We start from the raw sequence: 22,477 nt of genomic DNA on the forward strand, positions 1-22,477 counted from the left end.
TTCATCGAATCCGGCGATTATTCACCCTCCAATAATTGGATCAAAAATGATTTTCTTTTGCTTTTCCATAGTAAAAATAACATTTTCATTAACCAACTGTTCCTTTATACCACCTGGTATATCTAAGGAAGCCTCTAAGATATCGGGGTCCCCAATCGCCGAAATGATAAATGGAGCAGGGTGCTGATGACCATCGATTGTAATCACAGGTCCATTACAGACTATATACGAATCATGATCTAGCCTCTGACCGTTAATCGCGACAGCCTCTGCCCCTGATATGTATAATTCATTGACAACCTTGAAGACGTGCTGTTCATGAACCAGGTAATTATTCACATTGGCTTCTGAATCAATATCGGAACCATCTTCAAGTGTTACCTGAAGGCCTGTACCTTTCACTTTCACTTTTCCAAGGTACATCCGATATTTCTCGGTATCCTTTGCTAGATTGAAAAACAGCTGCTTTTCCTGTGCTAAATCTTTTTCTATGTTGGATACTTTTGCTTGCTTTTGAAGGAGTTCCTTCTGTAGTTCCCGGTTCTGCTTCTCTTGCTCTATTAATTGCTGCCTGAGTTCATATTCTTGATCCCACGCTTTATCTTTCACTACTCCTTGACCATCTTTCGTTAAATTGTAAGAAAAGGCAATCATAAATCCTAGAACAACACTAACAAGGGATAAAATCACCTGTTTGCTATTAATTTTCCTCATTAGTGTCTTCCTTTTGTTCAGCAGGTTTATAGGCTTTGAAATAAGAACCGACTTCTAGATCAATGACACCCTTTACCTTCGGATCCAACTGACTGACAATCGATGGATAGTGAATCATTTTTTCGGATAAAGTTCGACTTGTAGCACTTACTTCATATCCATCATTCATAAACATTACGATATGGTAACCATCAGTTTTAGTTGGAGCATGATGGATTTCCGATATAGCGTTCTGAATCTCGACAGGAAGCTTGTCCAACTCCTCTAAAAGCAACTTTAATGCTTTACCCTCTTTGAAGCCAATTAAAACCGGGGCAAATACTGGAATTTCACCAGTTGCTAACTCTTCCAAAACAGAACCATTTTCCAAAATAGGTGAAAACTTCCCATCATTGGATAGATACGCCATTCTATTATGTTCAGAAACTGTAATTTTTATAGAATTGGGAAATATAGGTGTAACCTTAACGCTCGCTATTTCCGGATTTTTTTTAATATTTGCTACTGTTGATCCTGTATCAACCTTCCAAATACTTCGATCCTTCTTTATTTCACTTAATTTAACAATTTGCTTAGAAGTAATATAACGATTCCCTTCTACCTGCACGGATTGAACATAGCTCAAAGGGGATAAGAAATATAACACACAAGCAATCAGAATGAAGAAAAGGGAAAGCAAAAGAACAAGTCGTCTGTTTGCTTTACTTTTTCTTAATTGTTTTAGTTTCGGGATGCGGTCCTCAATAGAAACGATTTTCCCCTTTTCCATCCCTTTCACCTCTTCCTGAAAAAATGGATGGTTTTTGACACTATATTAAATCATGACAAATTTAAGAAAAACTTATTACTATACTTTTCAGGTAACACATTATACCACAATATTTGGATATGAAAAATAAATCTTCTTTTATTTCCGTCCGATTATTTCCACTTCGGTTTCCAATTCAATTTCAAACTTGTCATACACAGTGTCCTTCACGTGCTGTATCAATGCTTGAACATCTGCTGCACTTCCATTTCCTGTGTTAACGATAAAGTTCCCATGCATAGGGGAAATCTGTGCTCCACCAATGGAGTGTCCCTTTAGGCCAGCATTCTCCACTAATTTCCCTGCATGATGTGGCAGCGGATTTCTAAATATGCTCCCGGCACATGGTAGATTATACGGCTGGGTATCCTTACGATAGTTTTTGTTATTCTGCATTCTTTCTACTATTTCAGTTTTATTTCCCTCAGTTAGTTGAAAAATGGCTTCCAGTACGATTCCTGGTTTTTTCTTTTGAAGTATTGAAGTTCGATAAGAAAACTCCATTTCCTCCTTAGAAAGCCAGGCCAACGTTCCATCTTCAAACAGAACATGCGCCTCCTTTAGAATTTCACTCATATCGGAACCGTGTGCACCAGCGTTCATATAGACCGCTCCACCAATTGAGCCAGGAATTCCACTGGCAAATTCCAGACCTGCATATCCTTTTTTGCTAATTTGTACAGACAAGCTAACAAGAGACACACCAGCCCCTGCTTTAATCTCCGGGCCATTTATCTCAAGATGGTCAAGTCCTTTGCCCAATTTCAGCACTACACCTTCAATTCCGCCATCGCTGACTAAGAGGTTCGAGCCCCTACCAATCACTCTCCAAGGTGTGGCATGTTCCTTGATGACCTGCATCGTTTTTTCTATATTTTCAATGGATGATGGCACGATGAATAAATCAGCCGGTCCCCCAATTTTCATAGTTGTATGATTCGCAAGTGGTTCCTGTTCAAGAACTTTGCCGATTTGCAGTTCTGTTAATTGTTTTATCATTTTATTCATGATAAACCTCCTTGTTGTTCCAAAAATTCCAAATTATAATTTTCATATCCTCACCCTACGAGGTCTCTTATTATACAAAAATAATAACACCTTTTATTTAAAAGCAGAAATATGAGCAGAAGTAAGCGCCAATGCGGCCTAACCCTCTTATACTATAGTCTAAACAAAGCCGTATTGCCAATATTTATTATAGAATCCCTAACATTCATACATGGTAATTTTTATGTAGCATTTCAGATATTTCTAAATTGCATCAATGTACCCGCTACTATCTTCCCCACAACGGTTTTCAGCTAAAGAATAAAAAAGGAAGCCTACTGTTTGTGAACTATACCCCGGATAACGGACACACATAAAAAAGTGTCCCTTATCCGGGTTTTTTTATGTTTCAATAGATGTAATGAGTATGGACGGAGGGTTTCTATGAGTAAGAATATATATACTGAATTTCAGATTAAAGAACTTGAAAAGAATCCAAATATCATTAGTGCTTCCGAGCGATCTATTTCCTATAGTCCTGAATTTAAGACAAAAGCTGTTAAGGAATATAAAAAGGGGAAAGCCCCCTCTCAAATTTTCATTGACCAGGGAATTAATCTCGAAATAATTGGAAAGAAACAACCCAAACGTTGTCTACAGCGCTGGCGTAGTACCTTTGAAAGGTTTGGTGAGGAAGGCTTCCTTACGGAACGCCGTGGAAAAGGAAGTACAGGACGCCCCACTTCCAAGCCACAGTCTGTAGAGGATCAACTTAGGAAGGCCGAGGCGAGAATCAAATTCCTTGAAGCAGAAAATGACTTCCTAAAAAAGCTGGAAGAGCTAGAAAGGCAGGCTCTGAAAAAGAAATGATTCTAACTGCTGCTGAGAAGTTCTATCTGATTGAAAGGACGATCAGAATACACCAATTAAAGAAGGCTGTTTCTTATCTATGCAAATTGGCTGGTGTAAGTCGAAGTGGCTACTATGATTGGTTAAAGGCAGCTCCTTACCGTGAGCTTCGTGAAGAACAGGATGAATTGGACATAAAATTGATCAGAAATATCTTCATCAGTAAAAAGGAAAAAGTAGGCGCCCTCCAAATCAAAATGATTATGGAGAATGACTACTCGGCCGTAATGAATCATAAGAAAATCAGACGGTTGATGACAAAATATAATCTCCTAGCGAAAATCAGAAGGGCCAACCCGTATCGGAAGATGGCCAAGGCAACCAAGGAGCACCTTACTTGTCCAAACCTCCTTAATCGTGAATTCAATCAGGAGGTGCCAGGGAAGGTCCTGCTTACTGACATTACCTATCTTTATTATGGGAAAGGCCAAAAAGCGTATTTATCCTGCGTAAAAGATGCCGCCACAAAAGAAATCGTTACGTACCATTTATCTACTTCATTAGAAATGGATATCGCTTACGAGACTTTAAATAAGCTAAAGCAGGCTGTGTGTCACGAGTTCCACCCGAGTGCAATCCTTCATTCTGACCAGGGGTTCCATTACACCCATCCGCTATTTCAACGCAAAGTGAAGGAACTTGGGATAACCCAATCCATGTCCCGCAAGGGAAACTGTTGGGATAATGCGCCAATGGAAAGTTTCTTTGGCCACTTTAAGGATTTGGCAGAATATAAAACATGTACTAATTTAACGGATGTGAAGGAAGAAATTGATCGAGTTATTGAAGAATATAATGAACATCGTTATCAATGGGGGCTAAAGAAAATGGCCCCGGTACAATACCGGGACCACTTATTAGCCGCTTAGGCACTTTTTTATACTGTCCGTAAAATGGGGCACAGTTCATTTGAACAGGGCTTCCTTTTGATATAACACATGTTTTATTATGGTTAGAACCTTGAATAGCGGCTAATATTCAGTAGTACACCGATGGCCATCAGCATGAGCGTTAGGGATGAACCCCCATAACTTAAAAGCGGCAAGGTAATTCCAGTAACAGGCATCAAACCAGTGACAACACCTATATTGATCATCACTTGAATGGCGACCATCGCAATGATCCCCACCGCTACAAGGCTCCCATACAAATCTGGTGCACCAAGAGCGATTCGAATGCCCCGCCAGAGCATAAGCGAAAATAACAAGATAATCATCGAGCCTCCGATGAAGCCAAGTTCCTCAGAAAGTATTGCGAAAATAAAATCGGTCTGTGGTTCTGGTAAATAGAAAAACTTCTGCCGGCTTTGGCCCAAACCGAGACCAAACAATCCCCCGGGTCCGATTGCATAAAACGATTGAATCATTTGAAAGCCGCTCCCCAAAGGGTCTTCCCATGGATCCAGAAACGAAGTGATCCTTTTTATCCGGTACGGAGCCGACAAAATCAGACCAACAAAACCTAGTACCCCGATTAACCCTAAGCCAACAAAATGGCTGATTTTTGCTCCTGAAATAAAAATCATCACGATACATGTTCCAACCATGACCGTTCCCGTCCCAAGATCGGGCTGTAACATAATTAGTCCAAATGCTAAAAATACAAGGCCCAAAGATGGGAGCATCCCTTTTTTAAAGGAGGTGATCAACTTTTGCCGTTCAGATAAAAACTTAGCTAAAAAAGCAATCATCGCTAGCTTCATGAACTCTGATGGTTGAACCGAAAAGGCCCCTACACCAATCCAGCTCCTAGAACCATTTCTCGCCATTCCGATACCAGGAACCAGGACAGCCAGTAGCATAATGAAACAAATGATGATTAGGATTTTGGCCCAAGTTCTCCACGTCCAGTAATCCACATTCATGATGAAAAACATTGCTATAACCCCAACACAGGCAAACAGCAGCTGTCTTTTTGCAAAATAAAAGGAATCATCAAATTTATAAGTCGCCCAAATGGCACTCGCGCTGTAAACCATGATTAAACCTACGGTCAAGAGACTTAAGGTGACGATAATGAGAATGAGATCAGGATTGGATTTTTTTAATGGCACGGACATCCACCTCTAGGAAGTTTTTCGAGCCTGTACGAATATAAAACATGTATGCTGATTGCTTGTCAGCACTTTAGTCAAAAAAAAAGCGATAACGGCTCATTATCGCTTTTTTCCAAGATGTCAACGTAGAAGCAGGTTCACTTCCTTCTGCGAAAGCTCTTATTTCAGTTTATGCACGGCCTCCATAAACATGTCTCCTCTTTGCTCAAAAGTTTTATATTGATCCCAGCTTGCACAAGCCGGGGAGAGGAGAATACAGTCGCCTTCATTTGATAAATCAAAAGCAGCCGGTACGGCCTTTTCTACATTATCGACACGTTTTATATTCGTTATTCCTATTTCTTTGGCTATCCGTTCAATTTTTTCTGCCGTTTCACCAAACGTAATCACGGCTTTGACATTTTTCATAGCAGGTTTTAACTCGTCAAATTCATTTCCACGATCCAACCCGCCTGCCAATAAGATTACAGGTTCTGTAAATGATGTTAGAGCTTTGGAGGCAGCAAGAATGTTTGTGGCTTTCGAATCATTATAAAATTTACGATTTTCAACCGTCGCCACAAACTGCAGACGATGCTCTACACCATAAAACGTTTTTAATACTTTTTGAATAGCTTCGTTAGCAACACCCTTAAGTTTGGCCGCTGAAATTGCCGCGAGCACATTTTCCAAATTGTGTTTTCCAGGAAGGGCGATATCTGAAACATCAATCACTTTTTCCCCTCGGAAAAAGACAGCAAAATCTTCGACATATGCTCCATTCTCATGTTTTACTTCAGTTGAAAATGGTACAAGCTCGGCCTTGGACTTATTTGCCATAGCCAAAACAGCATCTTGATCTGCATTAAAGATCATGAAATCTGAAGCTATTTGATTTTTCGTAATCGCAGCCTTTGCTTCAGCATATTCCTGCTTGGAGCTATGATAATCCAGATGCGCATCATATAAATTCGTCAAGATTGAGATTTCAGGACGGAATTCCTCAATCCCCATCAGCTGGAAAGATGATAATTCAATGACAATCGCGTCATCAGATTTTGCTTTCTCAGCAACACCAGAGGCAACCGTCCCAATATTCCCAGCAATAAGTGGTGATTTTTCACCGGTCTTCAACATTTCAAAAATCAACGTTGTCGTTGTCGTTTTCCCATTTGTACCCGTGATGCCTATGAAAGGAGCCTCACTGATCTGATAGGCAAGTTCAACTTCCGTGATAACCGGAATCCCTTTTTCCAAAGCACCTTTAACAAGTGGATTTCGATAGGGAATTCCTGGATTTTTTACAATCAGTTCAAATCCTTCATCAAGCAGTTCTATCGGATGGCTACCGCAAATGACTTTGATTCCCTGTTCAAGAAGCCCCTGCGCCTCCGGATTTTCTGATAATGGCTTCATGTCATTAACCGTCACGAAAGCACCTAATTTATGTAGAAGCGAAGCTGCCATCACTCCGCTTTTCGCCAATCCTAATACCAATACTTTTTTCTCTGAATACTTTACAGTCTCTTTCAATTATATCCACACCTCTAAATAGATTCCAAGTACCGCACACAGTAGCCCTACTGTCCAGAAAGTCACGACGACGCGCCATTCCGACCAGCCAGAAAGCTCATAATGATGGTGAAGCGGACTCATTTTAAAAATACGCTTTCCAGTGGTTTTAAACGATCCTACTTGTAAAATGACCGATAGCGTTTCAATGACGAAGACGCCACCAATGATTACCAGCAGTATTTCAAGTTTAGTTAACAGGGCAATGGTAGCAATCGCTCCCCCAAGAGCTAAGGACCCTGTATCCCCCATAAATACCTTTGCAGGATGTGCATTGAAGACAAGGAAACCTAAAACAGCACCGACAACTGCTACAGAAAATATAGCAACATCATATTGTGACTGACTCCAAGCTAGTACTGCAAAAGCACCAAAAGCAATAGCAGACGTACCTGAGACAAGTCCATCAAGCCCATCCGTCAAATTGACGGCATTAGAAAAACCGACTAGCCAGAAAATCACGATAAAGAGATAAAACCAGCCAAAATCAATCGCAAAATCAGTACCAGGAATCGTCAATTCCGGATTAAAACGGTCTGTCTGCTTAAAGACGAAGTAAAAAATGACTGATATCACGATTTGGCCCAATAGTTTTTGCTTCGAAGTCAAGCCTAGATTCCGCTTCATGACCACTTTGATAAAATCGTCCAAGAAACCTAATAAACCAAATCCTAAAGTAACGAATAATAATAAATACGTTTCGGTAGATGGTACCGAAAATTTAAAAGTCATTATTAATGTAGCGATGGTCACCGATAATAATATAACCAGTCCGCCCATAGTAGGTGTTCCTGTTTTCTTTTGATGTGATTGTGGGCCTTCTTCCCGAATACTTTGCCCGAATTTCAATCTTCTTAAAAACGGGATAAAAATCGGCGATAGAAGAACGGTTACTAAAAACGCCACCAAAATTGTATAAAAAATTACTTGTTCCAACATTCCTTACTCCCTCATTCCTAACACAATTCAAATATAAATTCTACTTGTTGTCGTTTCATGTTTGTCCGGTGGGTCAAATATCTATGATTCAGACTGAACCCAACCTTCTTTGAATCGCTTTTTCTGCTTCTTCACGGTCATCAAAGTGAAGTACTTCGTCACCGACTTGTTGATACGTTTCATGTCCTTTTCCCGCTATTAAGATAACGTCGCCTGTTTTGGCTTTGGAAACAGCATAATCGATTGCCTGTCTGCGATCTTCGATAACCGTATATTCTTTACCAGCTACACCAGCTTCCATATCCCTCAGGATTTGGGCGGCATTTTCACTACGGGGATTATCTGAAGTGAATATAGGGTCAGACGCCAATCTGCAAGCTATTTCAGCCATGATTGGACGCTTTGTTTTATCACGATCTCCACCGCAGCCCACTATTACAAAAATTTTCTTTTCAGCAAATTCCCCGACTGTCTTTAAAACATTTTCTAAACTGTCCGGAGTATGAGCATAGTCAACAATGACCGGGAAATCCTGATTCGCCGAAATAAGCTCAAAACGGCCGGCAACACCTTCTATTTCCTCAATAGATTTTATGGTCTCATCCAAATCGTTCCCGGCGCATAGAGCAGCAGAAATGGCTGCTAGAACATTATAGACGCTGAATTTACCAATTAGCTGCAGCTGAACTTCACGCTCTTCTTTACCTGCAGTCAAGGTGAATGCTGTGCCTTTTGCATCAATCTTTATATCCTTGGCATTAATATCAGCTTCTTTGTCAATTCCATATGTAACAACTGTAGCAGCGGTCACCTTGATGAAATCATCTGTTGCAGCATCATCAGCATTAAGCACAGCATATTTGGGACGATTTTCTATGTAGGCATTGCCAAGCTGGGAGAAAAATAATGATTTTGCCTGCCTATATCTGTCCATGGTTTTATGGAAATCCAAATGATCCTGCGTTAAATTTGTAAAAACGGCAATATCATAATCACATCCGTGGACACGCCCAAGCTCAAGCGCATGTGAAGAAACTTCCATGATAGCCGTTGAGACATCTGCTTCGGTCATTTCATGAAAAGCTTTCTGTAACGTAACACTATCTGGCGTCGTATTCTTAGTTTCATACACCTTGTCAGCAACTTTCGTATACATGGTGCCAATCAATCCTGTTTTTTCCTTTTGATCCTCGAAAATCTTTTCAAGTAAATGACTGGTCGTCGTTTTGCCGTTCGTACCTGTAATTCCAATCAAGCGCAACTTTTGGGTCGGATGGCCGAAAAATGCATCTGCAAGGACTGCCATGGCTCTGCTTGAATCACGGACTACAATTACTGGAACATTCAAGTCAAGCGGCCGTTCGGCGATCACTGCCGAAGCTCCATGTTCGACAGCTGATTGGGCAAAATCATGACCATCGACTGTATAACCTTTTATACAAACAAATAAACTTCCGTCTTTGACTTTACGGTTATCATTTTCAATGGAGGTGATCTCAGGATTTTCTCCTTCATACTTAAATAAGGAGTGTAAATAAGATAGTAATTTGTGAAGCTTCATTTTTCCATCCCTCTCAACTTAATTTGAGGATTCATTATATGTGATTAACTTTGGCTTGTCGAGAAACCAATTTTTATTATACGGGGTTTACACGACTCCGTAAACAAAGCGGCTGATGATTCTTCAGCCGCCTTAACTAATCATATATTATTTTATACTTATTCTGTATTTTCGCCAAGATAAATTCTTATTGTAGAGCCTTCTTTTACTTTAACCCCTGCATCCGGAGCTTGATTTATGACTTTATCCCCATTACCGGCTATATCAAGTTTAAGATCAATGAGCTGGGTTTGCAGCTCTTTCCTGCTCATACCTACAACATTTGGTACCTCGATCATAACAGGATCCGTCCAGAGCGTTTCTTTTTCAATCTGGTTTTTCCTTGGCTTTACACCCATGGCTCTTAATGAATCTTCCATGATATTTCCGACGATTGGTGCGGCAACAACGCCACCGAATTGAACCGTTCCTTTAGGATTATCAACCGCTATATAGACGACGATTTGCGGATCATCCGCCGGAGCGACACCAATAAATGAGAGTATAAAATTATTTTCTAAATATCGGCCATTTTCCGCTTTTTGGGCAGTACCCGTTTTCCCACCGACCCGATACGACTCCACGAATGCTCCTTTACCGCTTCCTTTTGCAACAACGGATTCAAGTGCTTCACGGACTTTCTTGGAAGTTTCTTCTGAAATCACCCTTTTTTTCGCCTGGGGGGTCTTTCTCATTAGTACATCGCCATTTTTTGGATCAACCAGTTCCTTTGCAATGTAAGGTGTATATAATGTTCCTCCATTAACTGCTGCCGAAACCGCTGTGACCTGCTGAATAGGTGTTACAGCAACACCTTGTCCAAACGCAGTTGTTGCCTGCTCAACTGGGCCTACCCGATCCATATTAAACATGATTCCTTTTCCTTCTCCTGTTAAATCAATTCCAGTTTTTTGTCCAAAACCGAAATCATTAATATATTTAAACAGCTTATCTTTGCCAAGACGGTTACCAAGCTCTACAAAACCAGGGTTACATGAGTTCTCAACAACTTCTAGAAAAGTTTGGTCTCCATGTCCTCCCCTTTTCCAACAATGCAGCGTGGACCCTGAGACTTCCACATGCCCGGAATCGTAAAAGTGTTCATTTTGTAAGTCGACCTTCCCTTCCTCAAGCGCTGCAGCAAGGGTGATGATCTTAAAAGTCGAACCCGGTTCATAAATACTCCAAACTGGTAAATTGCGATTATACACTTCAGAGGGTACATTTTGAAAATTAGCTGGGTCAAAAGTCGGCCTGCTCGACATCGCCAATATTTCCCCGGTATTAGGATCCATCGCAATGGCAATAAGACCATCAGGATTATAAGTCGCCTCTGCATTATCGAGCTCCCGTTCGACTATTGTCTGAATTCTGCTATCAATCGTCAGTTTCAAGTTATCTCCATCAACAGGCGGCTTATAGTCATCTGCCATATTCTCAAGCCTTTTCCCTTTGGCATCTGAATAAAATTTCACAAATCCTTTTTCCCCACTTAGCTCCTTATCATAGGATAATTCAATTCCCATCAATCCCTGGTTATCCGAACCCGTAAAGCCAAGCACATGCGAGAGGTATTCCCCAAATGGGTAATGACGCTTTGAATCTTCGGCGATATACACGCCTTTTATCCCTAATGCTTTAATTTCTTTCGCCTTTTCATGAGATATCTTTCTACCTTCCGGAATTCTGACACTCATCGCCTGTTTCGTTAACCATTGATAAGCTTTTTCCTTCGTCATATCTAATATTGAAGCCAGCTGTTCCGCCGTCTCACCGGGGTTCTCAATCTGTCTCGGGATGACATATACTGTAGGTGCTGATATATTCGTTGCCAGTTCGACACCATTCCGATCTAAAATCTCACCACGTTTGGCCTCGAAAGGAATATTCCTGCTCCAGGAATCCTTAGCCAAACCGGTCAACTTGTCCCCAAGATAAAATTGAACAATCCCTAAGCGGATATCAATGATAAAAAACACAATGAGACCTACTGCCAATGCGATTGCCAGCCTTTTTCGGACCGTAACATTTGAAACACGCAAAAACAGGCACCTCCATTTCATACATGCTTCAATATATATGCTTGTCTACTCAATGCTAGACTAAGAAAACAATCAAAAAAAATAAAGAGGGTGATCTATTTGGATCACCCTCTTTTTTTTTATATCTATATTTTTAATCAGACCCTTTATTCTCATTACTTGATAAATTATCGGCAGCGCCTTCGGGTTGGGACAATTCAACATTGAAAGAGTCCCCTTCCTTAACCTTTTTACCTACCTTGATATTCTGTTTACTCACATAACCTGTTCCTGAAGTTTGGAGATCCAGCTTCGCAACCTTAGCTAATTTCATTACATCACGTAAGGACCATCCTTTCATATCAGGAACTTTCATATCACCTTCTGTTCGAAGGATTATTTTTTCACCCTGTAAGAGGGTGCTCCCTGCTTTAGGTGATTGATCGAGAACTTTCCGACCGCTTCCGATCGTACTAACTTCATATCCTAACTGTTCCAGCTCCTTAACAGAAGAACTCTCAGATTGATTAGTATAGTCTTCAATTTTATTGGCTGTTTGTTTTTTCACATCAGAAGGCTTTATATTTAAATATTGCAGGCTATTTTGCATGACAGGATTAAATATCTCAGACAATGGATCCGCTCCTACATAAGTGGCACCTAAGTTTGGCTTTTTGACCGCCACATAGATGACCAGTTGTGGGTCATCTTTTGGAGCCATACCTAAAAAGGAGAATACATAGTTATTCTTCCCTTCTAAATATCGGCCTGTTGGACCGGCAATCTGAGCTGTACCTGTTTTCCCTGCTACTTCGTATCCTTCAATTGCATATTTTTTCCCTGTTCCTTTTTTCGCAGAGATTACCGTTTCCAAATAGTCACGTACTTGTTTAGCAGTCTCTGCTGAAATCGGTTCACCTGATACTTTTGGTTTTGTCGTTTTCAATACTTTTCCGGTATCCTGATCGGAAATACTTTTAATCACATACGGTTGCATCATTTTTCCATCATTGGCAATTGCCGAGGCTGCTTGGATTTGTTGAATCGGTGTAACGGTTGAGCCTTGCCCAAAAGATGTTGTAACCTTTTCAAGCTTATACTTATATTGAATTTTACCAGTTATCTCATTCGGCAGATCAATCCCCGTCTTATTATCGAAACCAAACTTCGTCAAATATTCTCGGAAGGTATCTGCACCGATTTTATCCATTGCCAATGTCGCAAAAGCGACATTGGAAGAACGTTGTACACCTTCAAGAAAGGTCATACTTTTTCCTCTTTCGATTCCGCTGTGATCACCGATGGAGCCCGCTCCCGTCTTGTAAGTGCCGGCAGTAAAACTTTCATTGGGATTAAAGACCCCTTCTTCCACAGCAGCTGCAAGGGTGAACGTTTTCATGGTTGAGCCTGGTTCGAATGATTCTTCGATAGCAAGGTTACGCCACGTATCCGTAAGCCCCTCTTTCGTTGTCGGATGGAAGGTAGGTCTTTGCCCCATCGCTACAATTTCCCCCGTTTTGGGATTGGATACAATCGCTATGATTTGCTCGGGATCATACTTTTCTTGCACTTTACTCAACGAATCTTCCAAGAAAGTTTGTATTTTCTTGTCGATGGTCAGCATTACATCATTACCATTATCCGGAGCTACCACCTTTTCCTTCGTATCCGGTAAAAGAATTCCCCATTTGTCACTGTCATATGTCAGTTTTCCATCCGTTTCCTGCAATTCTTTATTGAGGTACTTTTCTATTCCGAACTTACCAGCCATTTCTCCGGTTTTCTCATCTTTTTCTACATAGCCAATTAGATGCGAAGCGAAGATTCCATTCGGATAAAAGCGTTTATTCGTTCTTCCAAATGTAATTCCCGGCAGTTCCAATTTTTCTATTTTCTGTTTGACAACCTGAGTCAAATCCTTGCCGGCCTTCCCAAACTCCACCTGGTATGCCCCTTTTTTCGTAAGGCGCTCATAGATGTCCTGCTCATCCATATCTATATATTTAGCAAGTTTAGCAGCCGTCATTTCTGGGTCTTTGACATGTTCAGTTTCCTTTTCACTAAGTACAGCCCTTAAAATATAGGAAGAAGTATCCTCGGCAATGACTTCACCCTTTGTATCGAGGATACTTCCCCTTTTAGCTTCTATGACCTGTTCTCTTTCATATTTCTTGTCGATTTTCGAAGCTAATACCTCACCACCGGCTGTGCCTGTCACCTGAATATACAAAAAGCGGCAGATTAATACAAAAAAGAGCAGGCCGAATAAGAAGAATAATCCGGCTGCTCCATGCTTCATATTTTTTTGTTTCTGCATTATCACTGCACACCCTTCACATTATTCTTATTTAACTTGAACCCTAGCTCTTCAGCTTTTTTCCAAATTCTTTCGTATGTACTGAGTTCATCAACCTGCACTTTCAAATCTTCGTTCACTTTACTCTGTTTATCAATTGATACTTCGACTTGCTGGATCTCTTTATTCGTTTCATAAATGGCCGCTTGGTTAGAAACTATTTTCACTCCCAAAAAGGTAACCATAATAGCAAGGGCACATAGTAAGATTACTTCACCAATGGATATCTTCGCTTTACGGATGACCACTGTTTGATGTGTCTGTTGTTGCTGCTGGTCTTCATATTGCTGTTCTTGTATTTTTTTGGCTATGGAACTCATTCATGCTCCCCCTTACTGATTTTTCTATATTTATTGTTTCTCGGCAATTCTTAACTTAGCTGAACGGGAACGATTATTCCCTTCCAATTCTTCTTCTGAAGGTAAGATTGGTTTTCTCGTGATTAATTTCATAGGCGGTTTAAATTCATCAGGAATAACTGGAAGTCCATGCGGAAGGTCAGGCAAGGCACTGGCTTTTTTAAATACTGTTTTACAAATTCTATCTTCTAGTGAATGGAATGTAATGACAGATATTCTTCCTTCTATATCCAATAGGGAAATAGCTTGCTCTAAAGAATCTTCAAAGACACCAAGTTCATCATTTACAGCAATTCGTATTGCTTGAAATACTCGTTTCGCGGGGTGTCCGCCTTTTCTTCTTGCCGGTGCAGGAATTCCATCTTTAATTAGCTCTACAAGCTCAAACGTTGTTTCAATCGGTTTTATTTCACGAGCTGCTTCAATTTTCCTGGCAATTTGCTTAGAAAATTTTTCTTCTCCATATTGAAAGAAGATTCTCATCAATTCATGGAATGACCAAGTATTCACAACATCATATGCAGAAATAGCAGCACTCTGATCCATCCTCATATCCAGTGGCGCATCATGGTTATAACTGAATCCTCGCTCTGGTGTATCCAACTGTGGAGATGACACACCTAAATCATAAAGAATCCCATCCACTTTCTCGATTCCCCGGGCATTCAACTCTTCTTTTAAGTATTTAAAATTATTAGGAACGAGTACAATACGGTCTCCATAGCTTTCTAATTTAGCCTTAGCATTCTGAATCGCCGTCTCATCCTGATCAAAAGCATAAAGTCTGCCCTTGTCAGATAGCTGTGAGAGCAAGTATTGACTGTGACCTGCCCCTCCTAAAGTACAATCTACATAAATTCCATCAGGTTTGATGTTTAATCCATCAACCGTCTCTTTTAATAACACTGTTGTATGTTGAAACATGCTAGACATCCTTCCAATCGGTTATTGAGTAACTCTATTTCTGAGGGCAGCCTTAAATATCAAAGCCAATCATATTTTCTGCTATCTCAGCGAAAGAATCCTCTGAAGCTGAAAAATAGTTTTCCCAAAGGGATTTGCTCCAAATCTCAATACGATTGGTAACACCAAGAATTACACATTCTTTTTCCAATTGGCCATATGAAGTAAGCGGCGTGGGAATATTTATTCGCCCTTGTTTATCTATTTCGCATTCTGTTGCTGCCGAAAAGAAAAAACGGGTAAAGGCTCGGGCATCTTTTTTAGTTAAAGGCAGGGCTTTCAGCTTCTCTTCAAGCAGCTTCCACTCTTCCATAGGGTAACCAAATAAACATTGATCAAGTCCACGGGTCAGTACAAATTGTTCCCCAAGGTTGTCCCTGAATTTAACTGGGACAATCAGACGGCCTTTTATATCGATGTTATGATGGTACTCTCCCATGAACATACCCACAACCCCCACATTCTAATCTCAATGTACCACATTCCCCCACCTTTCTCCACTTGTTTTTACTTTCTCCTTATAAGTAAAAATTCCCTTCTTTTCTCCTTAAGTTTATTTAGCCAATTTATTTAAAGACAACACCATTTCACTCGAATTAACGCACACTAAGACACAGTCACACTAATACTGTCGAAGGCTTACATGCAAATGGCCACCAACAAAAAAAAGACAGGCTGGCCGCCTGTCTTTCTGCTGATTTTTATACTCCCATTCTTCCTAAAGGTAGGTGAGTCTCTTTATTCAAAATCATTAGCCCACCACTCTCATCCAATCAGGTGAGTTTTTCTACAAAAAAATCAATTTGTGCTGGTTATTAAACTGATAATCCAGTTTCATAATTTCCCGAACAAAATCTGGTCCATATTGATTCAAGTAATAAAAAACATTCCAAATCCTCTCCTGTGGTGATTCAAGAGGATACAGCGAATTTGCTATCCGTTCAAACTTTTTCAATACAACCGAGTGGCGTTCCTTAGTACGGTCACCAATTTTCCCATACATGAAATCCAATTGCTTTTGGATGAATTCGATATTTTTATTCAACATCGGCTCAAGACCTCTATCTAACGAAACAGCGTGCACTGATAGCTTTTCATGATTATCTTCAAGTTGCGATTTCAACTGCCCGAATAATTGATCAATCGTCTCATCCTTCACAGTATCAAGGTAACATCGAACAGCATTCGTGGTTCCTTCAGTCAACACGGTCTCCAACTCGAGTTCTGTTTCCTCAAGATCAGTTTGAACGCCACGCTCTACAAGCGTGATGTTTAACCTCGGAACGATTGGCGGCATCTTCATTGAAAACAACTCAAATGCCTGTTTCAATTCTGCCCAATAAGCAATTTCCCCCGGTCCAGAAATAAAGGCTAATACCGGGAAAAGCATTTCCTGCATAAGCGGACGAGTAATGACATTATTGCTTAGTTGTTCTGGATGACCTTTGGCTATCTGCAAGAGTTCCTGCTCAGAAAATGAAACCTCTCCGTTCTTCCCGCTGAACATACCATCTACCCGTTCGAGTAAACATCGATCTTTTTTATCTGTATCATAATAAAATAAATTAGCTGCCTGTTTATCCATTTCTATCATTTTTGCATAGCCTTGAGCATGCATATATGATTGTTGCTCCACGACAACTTCTGCAATCCGTTCACTTTTTTTAATCATCGATTCAAAGAAGCCTGTTTCTATTTCCCTTAGTTTCGGATCACCAGCATCGACAAGTAAAAGGCCATATTCATGGAACCATTCGTGAATCAGACGGGCAAAAAAGTCGACGAATGTGTTCGATTGCTCGATTGTTTCTTTAATATCAATAAGAAGTTTATTCGTAAAGGCTGTTTCTCCGTAAGTTTCAATGATTTCTTCGAACCACTTATCTGCCTTTTCCGTATCAAGCTCCATATCCGAAACCATTGTTTTATATGGCTGATATGAAGGGTATGTCTTTTTATTAGGTTTACTGTTTTTCATCACATAAACATGATTGACTTCAGCTAAATCATGATCTTCACCAGCTATCCAAAAAACAGGAATTACAGACTTCCCTAGTTCTTTTTCTTGTTCTTCAGCAAGCTTAATGATTGATATCACTTTATGAATCGTATAAAGCGGACCTGACAATAAACCAGCCTGCTGCCCGCCAATCACGACCACTGAATCGTTACTGCGCAACCTTTCAATATTTCCATTAACAGCATCACTGCTTGGAAAACGAGACATGTATTGTTGTATGTAATCTGATAACTCCCCTCGTAAAAACGAACGGTTCATCAATTCAAGGTATCTATTACGATATATGTCCGGATTGGACAGGTCATAGTGAAAATACTCCTCAGTTTCAAGACGGTTTTGTAAATAGTCCGATGCAAATCGATTTAAAGATGGTAACGCGAGATCTTTCATCTCCATTTCTGTTCTCCCTTTCTCTGCAACTACAATTCTTTTTAGAGTATAACATTCTGTTTTAAGAAAACAAAAGAAGTTGCCCAGCAGCAGAAAATTGATGTTATGTTCTATGTTATGTAGTCAATATCTTCGTAATACTTGTAATCAAACCAATGGAAAATAATAGTAGGTAAGCGCAAAAAAAGAAAGCAAAATTCACTCTCCAAAAACCTTTTAAAACCTTATGAAAAATGATTTCTTCTTTCACCTTATAATGGACAAGAACAACAACAAATGCGTTGACAATCATGATCAGCATGATCACCCAAAGAATATGTATATCCCAAATTGTAATAATTAAATAATGGACTGATAAAACGAAAAGCAATGTACTCATATCCATCGCAAATTGAACGGATCGTCTATGGTTTCCAGTGAATTGTTTAGCACCGATAAAAAATAGAATATACCCTATAAAGGGCAAGGTAATAAAAATCGCAGCAAGACTTGATACAAAGTTCGGCACACCCTCATCCCCCCTGAAACTCTTTTCCTTTAACCATCTTATATAGAGAAGCCGTTACGCAATCACTTTTCTCTTTCCTCTTTGCCTCCGAGAGGATATAACCCAAAATAGCATCGATTTCCGTTTTCCTGCCATTTTCTATGTCTTTAAGCATGGAAGATCGGTTTTCTGCTGTTGCAAAGCATACGGATCTTACATGTTCAAATGACCCCATCTTATTTGGCAATTCTAAAATAGCAGAAATTTCCTCGAAAAGAGCCTGAAACAGCTGATAATAAAAGGGATTACTGATTAATTTTCCATTTTCCACAGATAGTATCGCTGTTAATGGATTAATAACTGCATTAACGATCAGCTTATCTATCAGCATAGAGTGATAGTTCTCACTCTTAGAAAAAGGAAAACGATTGATTTTTTCATCTAATAACGACAGCTGATCAAGACTTCCTTTGAAGGATGCCACCCGCGTGATACCGAGTCCCGTATGCTCCACAGTATTCTGGTCATGTTTCAGTGCCCCATGCTCCACTACCCCAACATAGATGACTGGTGATTGCAGCTGTTTCAAATAAGATATATGTCCATAGCCATTCTGCAAGAATAGCAATGGAACTTGTATTCGTTCAATAACGGGTAAGATTTGCGAAAGGTGATATTGCTTAACAGTTATTATGATAAGATCTTCACTCGATGTACCTTCTTCCATAGCCTTCGAAACTATCCCTGTCAGCAACCGGCTTTCCCCATTCTCAATAAGACACAGACCATCACGATTTATAATGGATGCTTGTTCCATTGTACGAGTATAAAGAGTAACACTATGATTCCCACTCAAACGAGATGCGAACAACAAACCGATTGCCCCGCCCCCTATGATTCCAATTCTCATAATAACCTTCCTTACTTTTTGATATATATTTACTATTTTAACACATTTTCTTTTTTAACCTGCGGCGATTCCTCCCCTCGATCGAAGAAACCCCTGCATCGCTATCCCCATGCTCTTTTCCGCTCGCTATAAAAATAAGGGGAGCGAATTATAAATACGACAGCCTAAGTTTTATTTCCTTCTTTATGAGATAAATTAATGGTATATTAGATATAAAAGCCGAGCCATTTTTTTGACTTTATAGGAACAAAAGATACCTCCAATCTTACGCCGACGAGAAATCGAAGGAAAAAGGGCGGGGGATACTCGGCTGTAAGCATTTAGTCAGCAAGGATGAATCGATTGATGCCACACTAGATTTATGCCTTAAGCTGGAATTCCACATGATAACTTAGCATTGAGGTACTTTCAAAGGTATTGTTGGAAGAGGTTTATCAGAATTAAGGGGGAGCTTTTTTATGGAATACAAGGTGGAGAGATTACTTGTAAATTTTAAAACGCTTGAGGAATTCAAAAAATTCAAAGAATACGGGATACAGGAACTGTCAATGCTCGATGATTTAGAAGGTAACATCATTGAAAATGACAGCCAATCACCTTTTTACGGTATCTTTTATGGTGACAAACTTGTAGCAAGGATGAGTCTGTACAAAAAAAGTGCTAATTTTGACCAGTATTTTGATAATACAAGAGACTTCCTCGTTCTTTGGAAACTTGAAGTCTTGCCTAACTATCAGAAAAAAGGTTATGGAAGAGCTTTAGTTGAATTCGCTAAAAGTCTGAACATGCCAATCAAAACGAACCCAAGAGTTCATTCACAAGACTTTTGGAAAAAAATGGATTTCTCTGCTGTTTCCTATGATATGGACCGGGACCTTGGAGAAAACCCGCTAATTTGGAGCCCATTTGTCAAACAAGAAGAGAACATTAACATAGATACACAAGAATAAGCTGATAAAAAAAGCGGGCGGATATTTCCACCCGCTTTTTTTATTTATTAACCCTTTCCAAATTTCCGTTTTTATCCATTTGGAAACTAACTTTCGGATTCGCCTTTTCGTCTTCTAGCACACTGAGCTTTCTAGCCCGCTCCATAATTTGCATTAACGCACGATAATCTTCCTCTACCACTTTCAAGTTTTCTTTCAGCAGTCTATTTTCATCCTGTAAACGATCATTTTCCTGTTCAAGTAAAAGTGAGTGCTCAGAAATTCGTTCTTTTTCCTTACTATCAAGTTGGATTAATTCATCCATTTTCGTTAAATATAATATAACTTCCTGAAAGGTAATAGATTCATTTTCCCTTTCCTCGTTTGTCTTTTGTTCAATAGTCTTGAATTCTGCTACTACAGTTTCCATTTCAAATTCGGTTTCCTTTACAGCCTGTTCTTTCCTTTGCTTTTTGGCCAGCTCAATTCCTGATTTATATTGCTTTCTTACAAAAGAATTCCAACGAAATCCACAAGCGGCTGATGTTCTCGATACCTGCTTCCCTACTTCTTCAAATGCCCTTAACTGTGTACTGCCTTCTCGAATATGCCTTAATACCACTTCAACCAGCAACAAATCCTCATCCTGTGTCCATGCATCTTGTCTCGTAAGTGACATCTCTCTACCTCCCAGCAAGTTTTACTTCATAATATGCACATGCTAGGAAAGATAGAAGAAATATAGAGGGTGTAACATTTATTTTTTCTTGTTTAAAAATCGATCGACTGCAGCATGATGTGCATCAGTCGCCCATAGTTTAGCACATTCACGAATTTCCGCTTCCATTCTTCCTTTAATCCCGCTATCCTTCCATTTCTTGACCAATAATTTTTTATAAGCCATCAGTACTCCTGTCTCATGACGAAGTAAATCTTCTACAAATTCTTCCCATCCATTCGTATCTTCTTCGATTATCTTATCTACGAAACCAAATTCCCTGGCTTCTTCAGCTTTATGTATTTTTGCATCCAACAATAGTTTCAGCGCTTTTTGCTCTGGTATTTTCTCAAGTAAAAGCGAAGCACCGCCCCATCCTGTCGTAATCCCAAGTGTCCCCTGTACAAAACCAAGTTTCACTCCACTTTTTGCCAATCTAAAATCACAAGCAGTCGCTATTTCACACCCGCCACCGACAGCACTCCCATTAAGAAGTGCTAGTGTAGGTTTTGGAAAAACCGCTAGTGAATAAAGAATCTTACCCATTTTTGATAACATGGTAAAGGCCTCTTCCTCTGTGTAGAGGTCATGAAACTCGCTTAAATCCCCACCTGAACAGAACGCCTGAGAGCCTGCCCCTGTCAGGACCAGCATCTTTACTTCGTCGTCGCTTGCCGCTTTTGACAAAACCGCCTCAAGTTCGTCCATTAATTGATAATTCACAGCATTCCTTTTTTCCGGTCTATTAAATAAAATCTTCATGTAACCGCGTACATCCTTTTCAACAATTAGCACCTTATTCATGTAAACACCTTCTCCAATAAATTGTCTGTCAAGCTGCAAAAAATTCTAAATATTCTGCCAAAAATCTTAGTAAAAAAAGCACAGAGAAATATCTCTGTGCTTTGATTAGCGTGTTGCATCAAGAAAGCAAAGCTTTCAAGTAGGTCAAGAAATTATTTTGCGACAACTTCTTTTCCTTTGTATGTTCCACATTCTTTACAAACGTGATGTGAAAGAGTCATTCCACCACAGCTTGGGCATTCTACCATACCAGGTACTTGAAGCTTGAAGTGTGTACGACGTTTTCTTTTTACAGTTTTCGACGTTCTTCTAAAAGGTACAGCCATTATTCCCACCTCCTTAAAAAATATAAAAAAGCTGGAAAAATCGAATTAACGATTTTTCGTTCCAATCAAGATTCTTTATTGTTGTCAAAAAAGTCGGCAAGCTTTGCAAATCTCGGATCAACCTTATGTTTACTTTCTTCTTCAGAAATAACAGCCCAGTCTTTCCCAGATTGAGGAGCAGCTTCGTTCGAATCGACATCCTCACAAAAAACCTGCATCGGAATTTCTAGCAATAAATTTTCTTTAATTACCGGTATAAGGTCTACAACATCGCCTTCCACAACAGTGACATCATCTCCGTAGAAATCAGTGTCTTCTGCCTTTAAAAGAAAGGTTTCCTTTGTATCAATATCAATCGGATATTTCACGTCTACCAGTGTACGGGAGCATGGTAATGTTAATTCACCTGAAAGATGCAAGTGAAAAGTAATCTCGGTCGAGTTGATATCAGCTCTTCCTGCTACTCTAATCGGAGAAACATCGCGAATTTGCGGGTCTCTTTCCTTAATGTCTAAGACATCCACTAGTTCATCAAACCGTAAATCTTTGTCCCGAATTTTTTGAAGTTGACTAATCGTCCATTTCAAATGAAATCACCTCAAGGCAACAAAAATAATTATAGCTTTCAAT

General features: G+C 39.8%; 21 protein-coding genes. 2 read left to right on the forward strand and 19 right to left on the reverse strand.

Features of this window, described 5'->3' with window-relative positions:
• Nucleotides 1-21: 21 nt before the first annotated feature.
• From JFU50_RS01745 to murB, 3 genes are all read right to left on the reverse strand, one after another.
• Nucleotides 22-714 carry a DUF881 domain-containing protein gene (locus JFU50_RS01745; RefSeq protein WP_201181527.1) on the reverse strand — a complete coding sequence of 231 codons (693 nt, stop codon included), beginning with the start codon at nt 712-714 and terminating at the stop codon, nt 22-24.
• On the reverse strand, nt 701-1,483 hold the full coding sequence (locus JFU50_RS01750) for a cell division protein FtsQ/DivIB (protein ID WP_201181529.1): 783 nt from the start codon (nt 1,481-1,483) through the stop codon (nt 701-703). The genes JFU50_RS01745 and JFU50_RS01750 overlap by 14 nt, the downstream gene beginning before the upstream one ends.
• A 138-nt stretch (nt 1,484-1,621) precedes the next feature.
• Complete coding sequence (gene murB, locus JFU50_RS01755; RefSeq protein ID WP_201221479.1) at nt 1,622-2,530, reverse strand: UDP-N-acetylmuramate dehydrogenase; 909 nt, start codon at nt 2,528-2,530, stop codon at nt 1,622-1,624.
• 423 nt (nt 2,531-2,953) lie between these two features.
• On the opposite strand from murB, the gene JFU50_RS01760 reads away from it, so the two are divergent.
• Nucleotides 2,954-4,287 (forward strand): IS3 family transposase gene (locus JFU50_RS01760; protein ID WP_201221481.1). Its coding sequence is split into 2 segments (ribosomal slippage): nt 2,954-3,326 and nt 3,326-4,287, totalling 1,335 coding nucleotides; the frame shifts between segments, so codons are not numbered across the junction.
• Nucleotides 4,288-4,370: 83 nt separating this feature from the next.
• Here JFU50_RS01760 and spoVE read toward each other — a convergent pair.
• The 12 genes from spoVE to JFU50_RS01820 form a co-directional block, all read right to left on the reverse strand.
• Entirely contained in the window at nt 4,371-5,471 is a 1,101-nt protein-coding gene (gene spoVE, locus JFU50_RS01765) for a stage V sporulation protein E (RefSeq protein WP_053345238.1), read from the reverse strand.
• A 162-nt stretch (nt 5,472-5,633) separates the two neighbouring features.
• The gene (murD, locus tag JFU50_RS01770) at nt 5,634-6,986 is read right to left on the reverse strand and encodes a UDP-N-acetylmuramoyl-L-alanine--D-glutamate ligase (protein ID WP_201181531.1); all 1,353 of its coding nucleotides are present in this window, start codon (nt 6,984-6,986) and stop codon (nt 5,634-5,636) included.
• Complete coding sequence (mraY, locus tag JFU50_RS01775) at nt 6,987-7,964, reverse strand: phospho-N-acetylmuramoyl-pentapeptide-transferase (protein ID WP_053345236.1); 978 nt, start codon at nt 7,962-7,964, stop codon at nt 6,987-6,989.
• A gap of 88 nt (nt 7,965-8,052) precedes the next feature.
• On the reverse strand, nt 8,053-9,525 hold the full coding sequence (locus JFU50_RS01780; RefSeq protein WP_201221483.1) for a UDP-N-acetylmuramoyl-L-alanyl-D-glutamate--2,6-diaminopimelate ligase: 1,473 nt from the start codon (nt 9,523-9,525) through the stop codon (nt 8,053-8,055).
• Nucleotides 9,526-9,683: 158 nt separating this feature from the next.
• Nucleotides 9,684-11,606 carry a stage V sporulation protein D gene (locus JFU50_RS01785; protein WP_201181533.1) on the reverse strand — a complete coding sequence of 641 codons (1,923 nt, stop codon included), beginning with the start codon at nt 11,604-11,606 and terminating at the stop codon, nt 9,684-9,686.
• Nucleotides 11,607-11,739: 133 nt separating this feature from the next.
• The gene (locus JFU50_RS01790; protein WP_201181535.1) at nt 11,740-13,902 is read right to left on the reverse strand and encodes a penicillin-binding protein; all 2,163 of its coding nucleotides are present in this window, start codon (nt 13,900-13,902) and stop codon (nt 11,740-11,742) included.
• A gap of 2 nt (nt 13,903-13,904) precedes the next feature.
• The gene (gene ftsL, locus JFU50_RS01795; protein WP_201181540.1) at nt 13,905-14,261 is read right to left on the reverse strand and encodes a cell division protein FtsL; all 357 of its coding nucleotides are present in this window, start codon (nt 14,259-14,261) and stop codon (nt 13,905-13,907) included.
• Nucleotides 14,262-14,291: 30 nt separating this feature from the next.
• Nucleotides 14,292-15,224: a 16S rRNA (cytosine(1402)-N(4))-methyltransferase RsmH gene (gene rsmH, locus JFU50_RS01800; RefSeq protein WP_201181542.1), complete on the reverse strand. Its 933-nt coding sequence runs from the start codon at nt 15,222-15,224 to the stop codon at nt 14,292-14,294.
• Between the two features lie 52 nt (nt 15,225-15,276).
• Complete coding sequence (mraZ, locus tag JFU50_RS01805) at nt 15,277-15,708, reverse strand: division/cell wall cluster transcriptional repressor MraZ (RefSeq protein WP_053345229.1); 432 nt, start codon at nt 15,706-15,708, stop codon at nt 15,277-15,279.
• A 342-nt stretch (nt 15,709-16,050) separates the two neighbouring features.
• Entirely contained in the window at nt 16,051-17,679 is a 1,629-nt protein-coding gene (gene bshC, locus JFU50_RS01810; protein ID WP_201221485.1) for a bacillithiol biosynthesis cysteine-adding enzyme BshC, read from the reverse strand.
• 109 nt (nt 17,680-17,788) lie between these two features.
• On the reverse strand, nt 17,789-18,181 hold the full coding sequence (locus tag JFU50_RS01815) for a DUF3397 domain-containing protein (RefSeq protein ID WP_053345227.1): 393 nt from the start codon (nt 18,179-18,181) through the stop codon (nt 17,789-17,791).
• A 4-nt stretch (nt 18,182-18,185) separates the two neighbouring features.
• Entirely contained in the window at nt 18,186-19,070 is an 885-nt protein-coding gene (locus JFU50_RS01820) for a 2-dehydropantoate 2-reductase (protein ID WP_201181552.1), read from the reverse strand.
• 458 nt (nt 19,071-19,528) lie between these two features.
• On the opposite strand from JFU50_RS01820, the gene JFU50_RS01825 reads away from it, so the two are divergent.
• Nucleotides 19,529-20,020: an N-acetyltransferase gene (locus tag JFU50_RS01825; protein ID WP_053345225.1), complete on the forward strand. Its 492-nt coding sequence runs from the start codon at nt 19,529-19,531 to the stop codon at nt 20,018-20,020.
• A 40-nt stretch (nt 20,021-20,060) separates the two neighbouring features.
• On the opposite strand, the gene JFU50_RS01830 is transcribed toward JFU50_RS01825, so the two are convergent.
• From JFU50_RS01830 to JFU50_RS01845, 4 genes are all read right to left on the reverse strand, one after another.
• Nucleotides 20,061-20,678, reverse strand: a complete 618-nt coding sequence (locus JFU50_RS01830) for an RsfA family transcriptional regulator (RefSeq protein WP_201221487.1) — start codon at nt 20,676-20,678, stop codon at nt 20,061-20,063.
• A 78-nt stretch (nt 20,679-20,756) separates the two neighbouring features.
• A complete protein-coding gene (locus JFU50_RS01835) occupies nt 20,757-21,521 on the reverse strand; it encodes an enoyl-CoA hydratase/isomerase family protein (protein ID WP_201221489.1) in 765 nt (254 codons plus the stop codon).
• Nucleotides 21,522-21,673: 152 nt separating this feature from the next.
• Nucleotides 21,674-21,847, reverse strand: a complete 174-nt coding sequence (rpmF, locus tag JFU50_RS01840; protein WP_034313929.1) for a 50S ribosomal protein L32 — start codon at nt 21,845-21,847, stop codon at nt 21,674-21,676.
• A 65-nt stretch (nt 21,848-21,912) separates the two neighbouring features.
• Complete coding sequence (locus tag JFU50_RS01845) at nt 21,913-22,434, reverse strand: YceD family protein (protein WP_201181555.1); 522 nt, start codon at nt 22,432-22,434, stop codon at nt 21,913-21,915.
• Nucleotides 22,435-22,477: the final 43 nt, after the last annotated feature.

Source organism: Peribacillus sp. TH14 (genome assembly GCF_016651145.1).
GTDB lineage: Bacteria > Bacillota > Bacilli > Bacillales > DSM-1321 > Peribacillus > Peribacillus butanolivorans.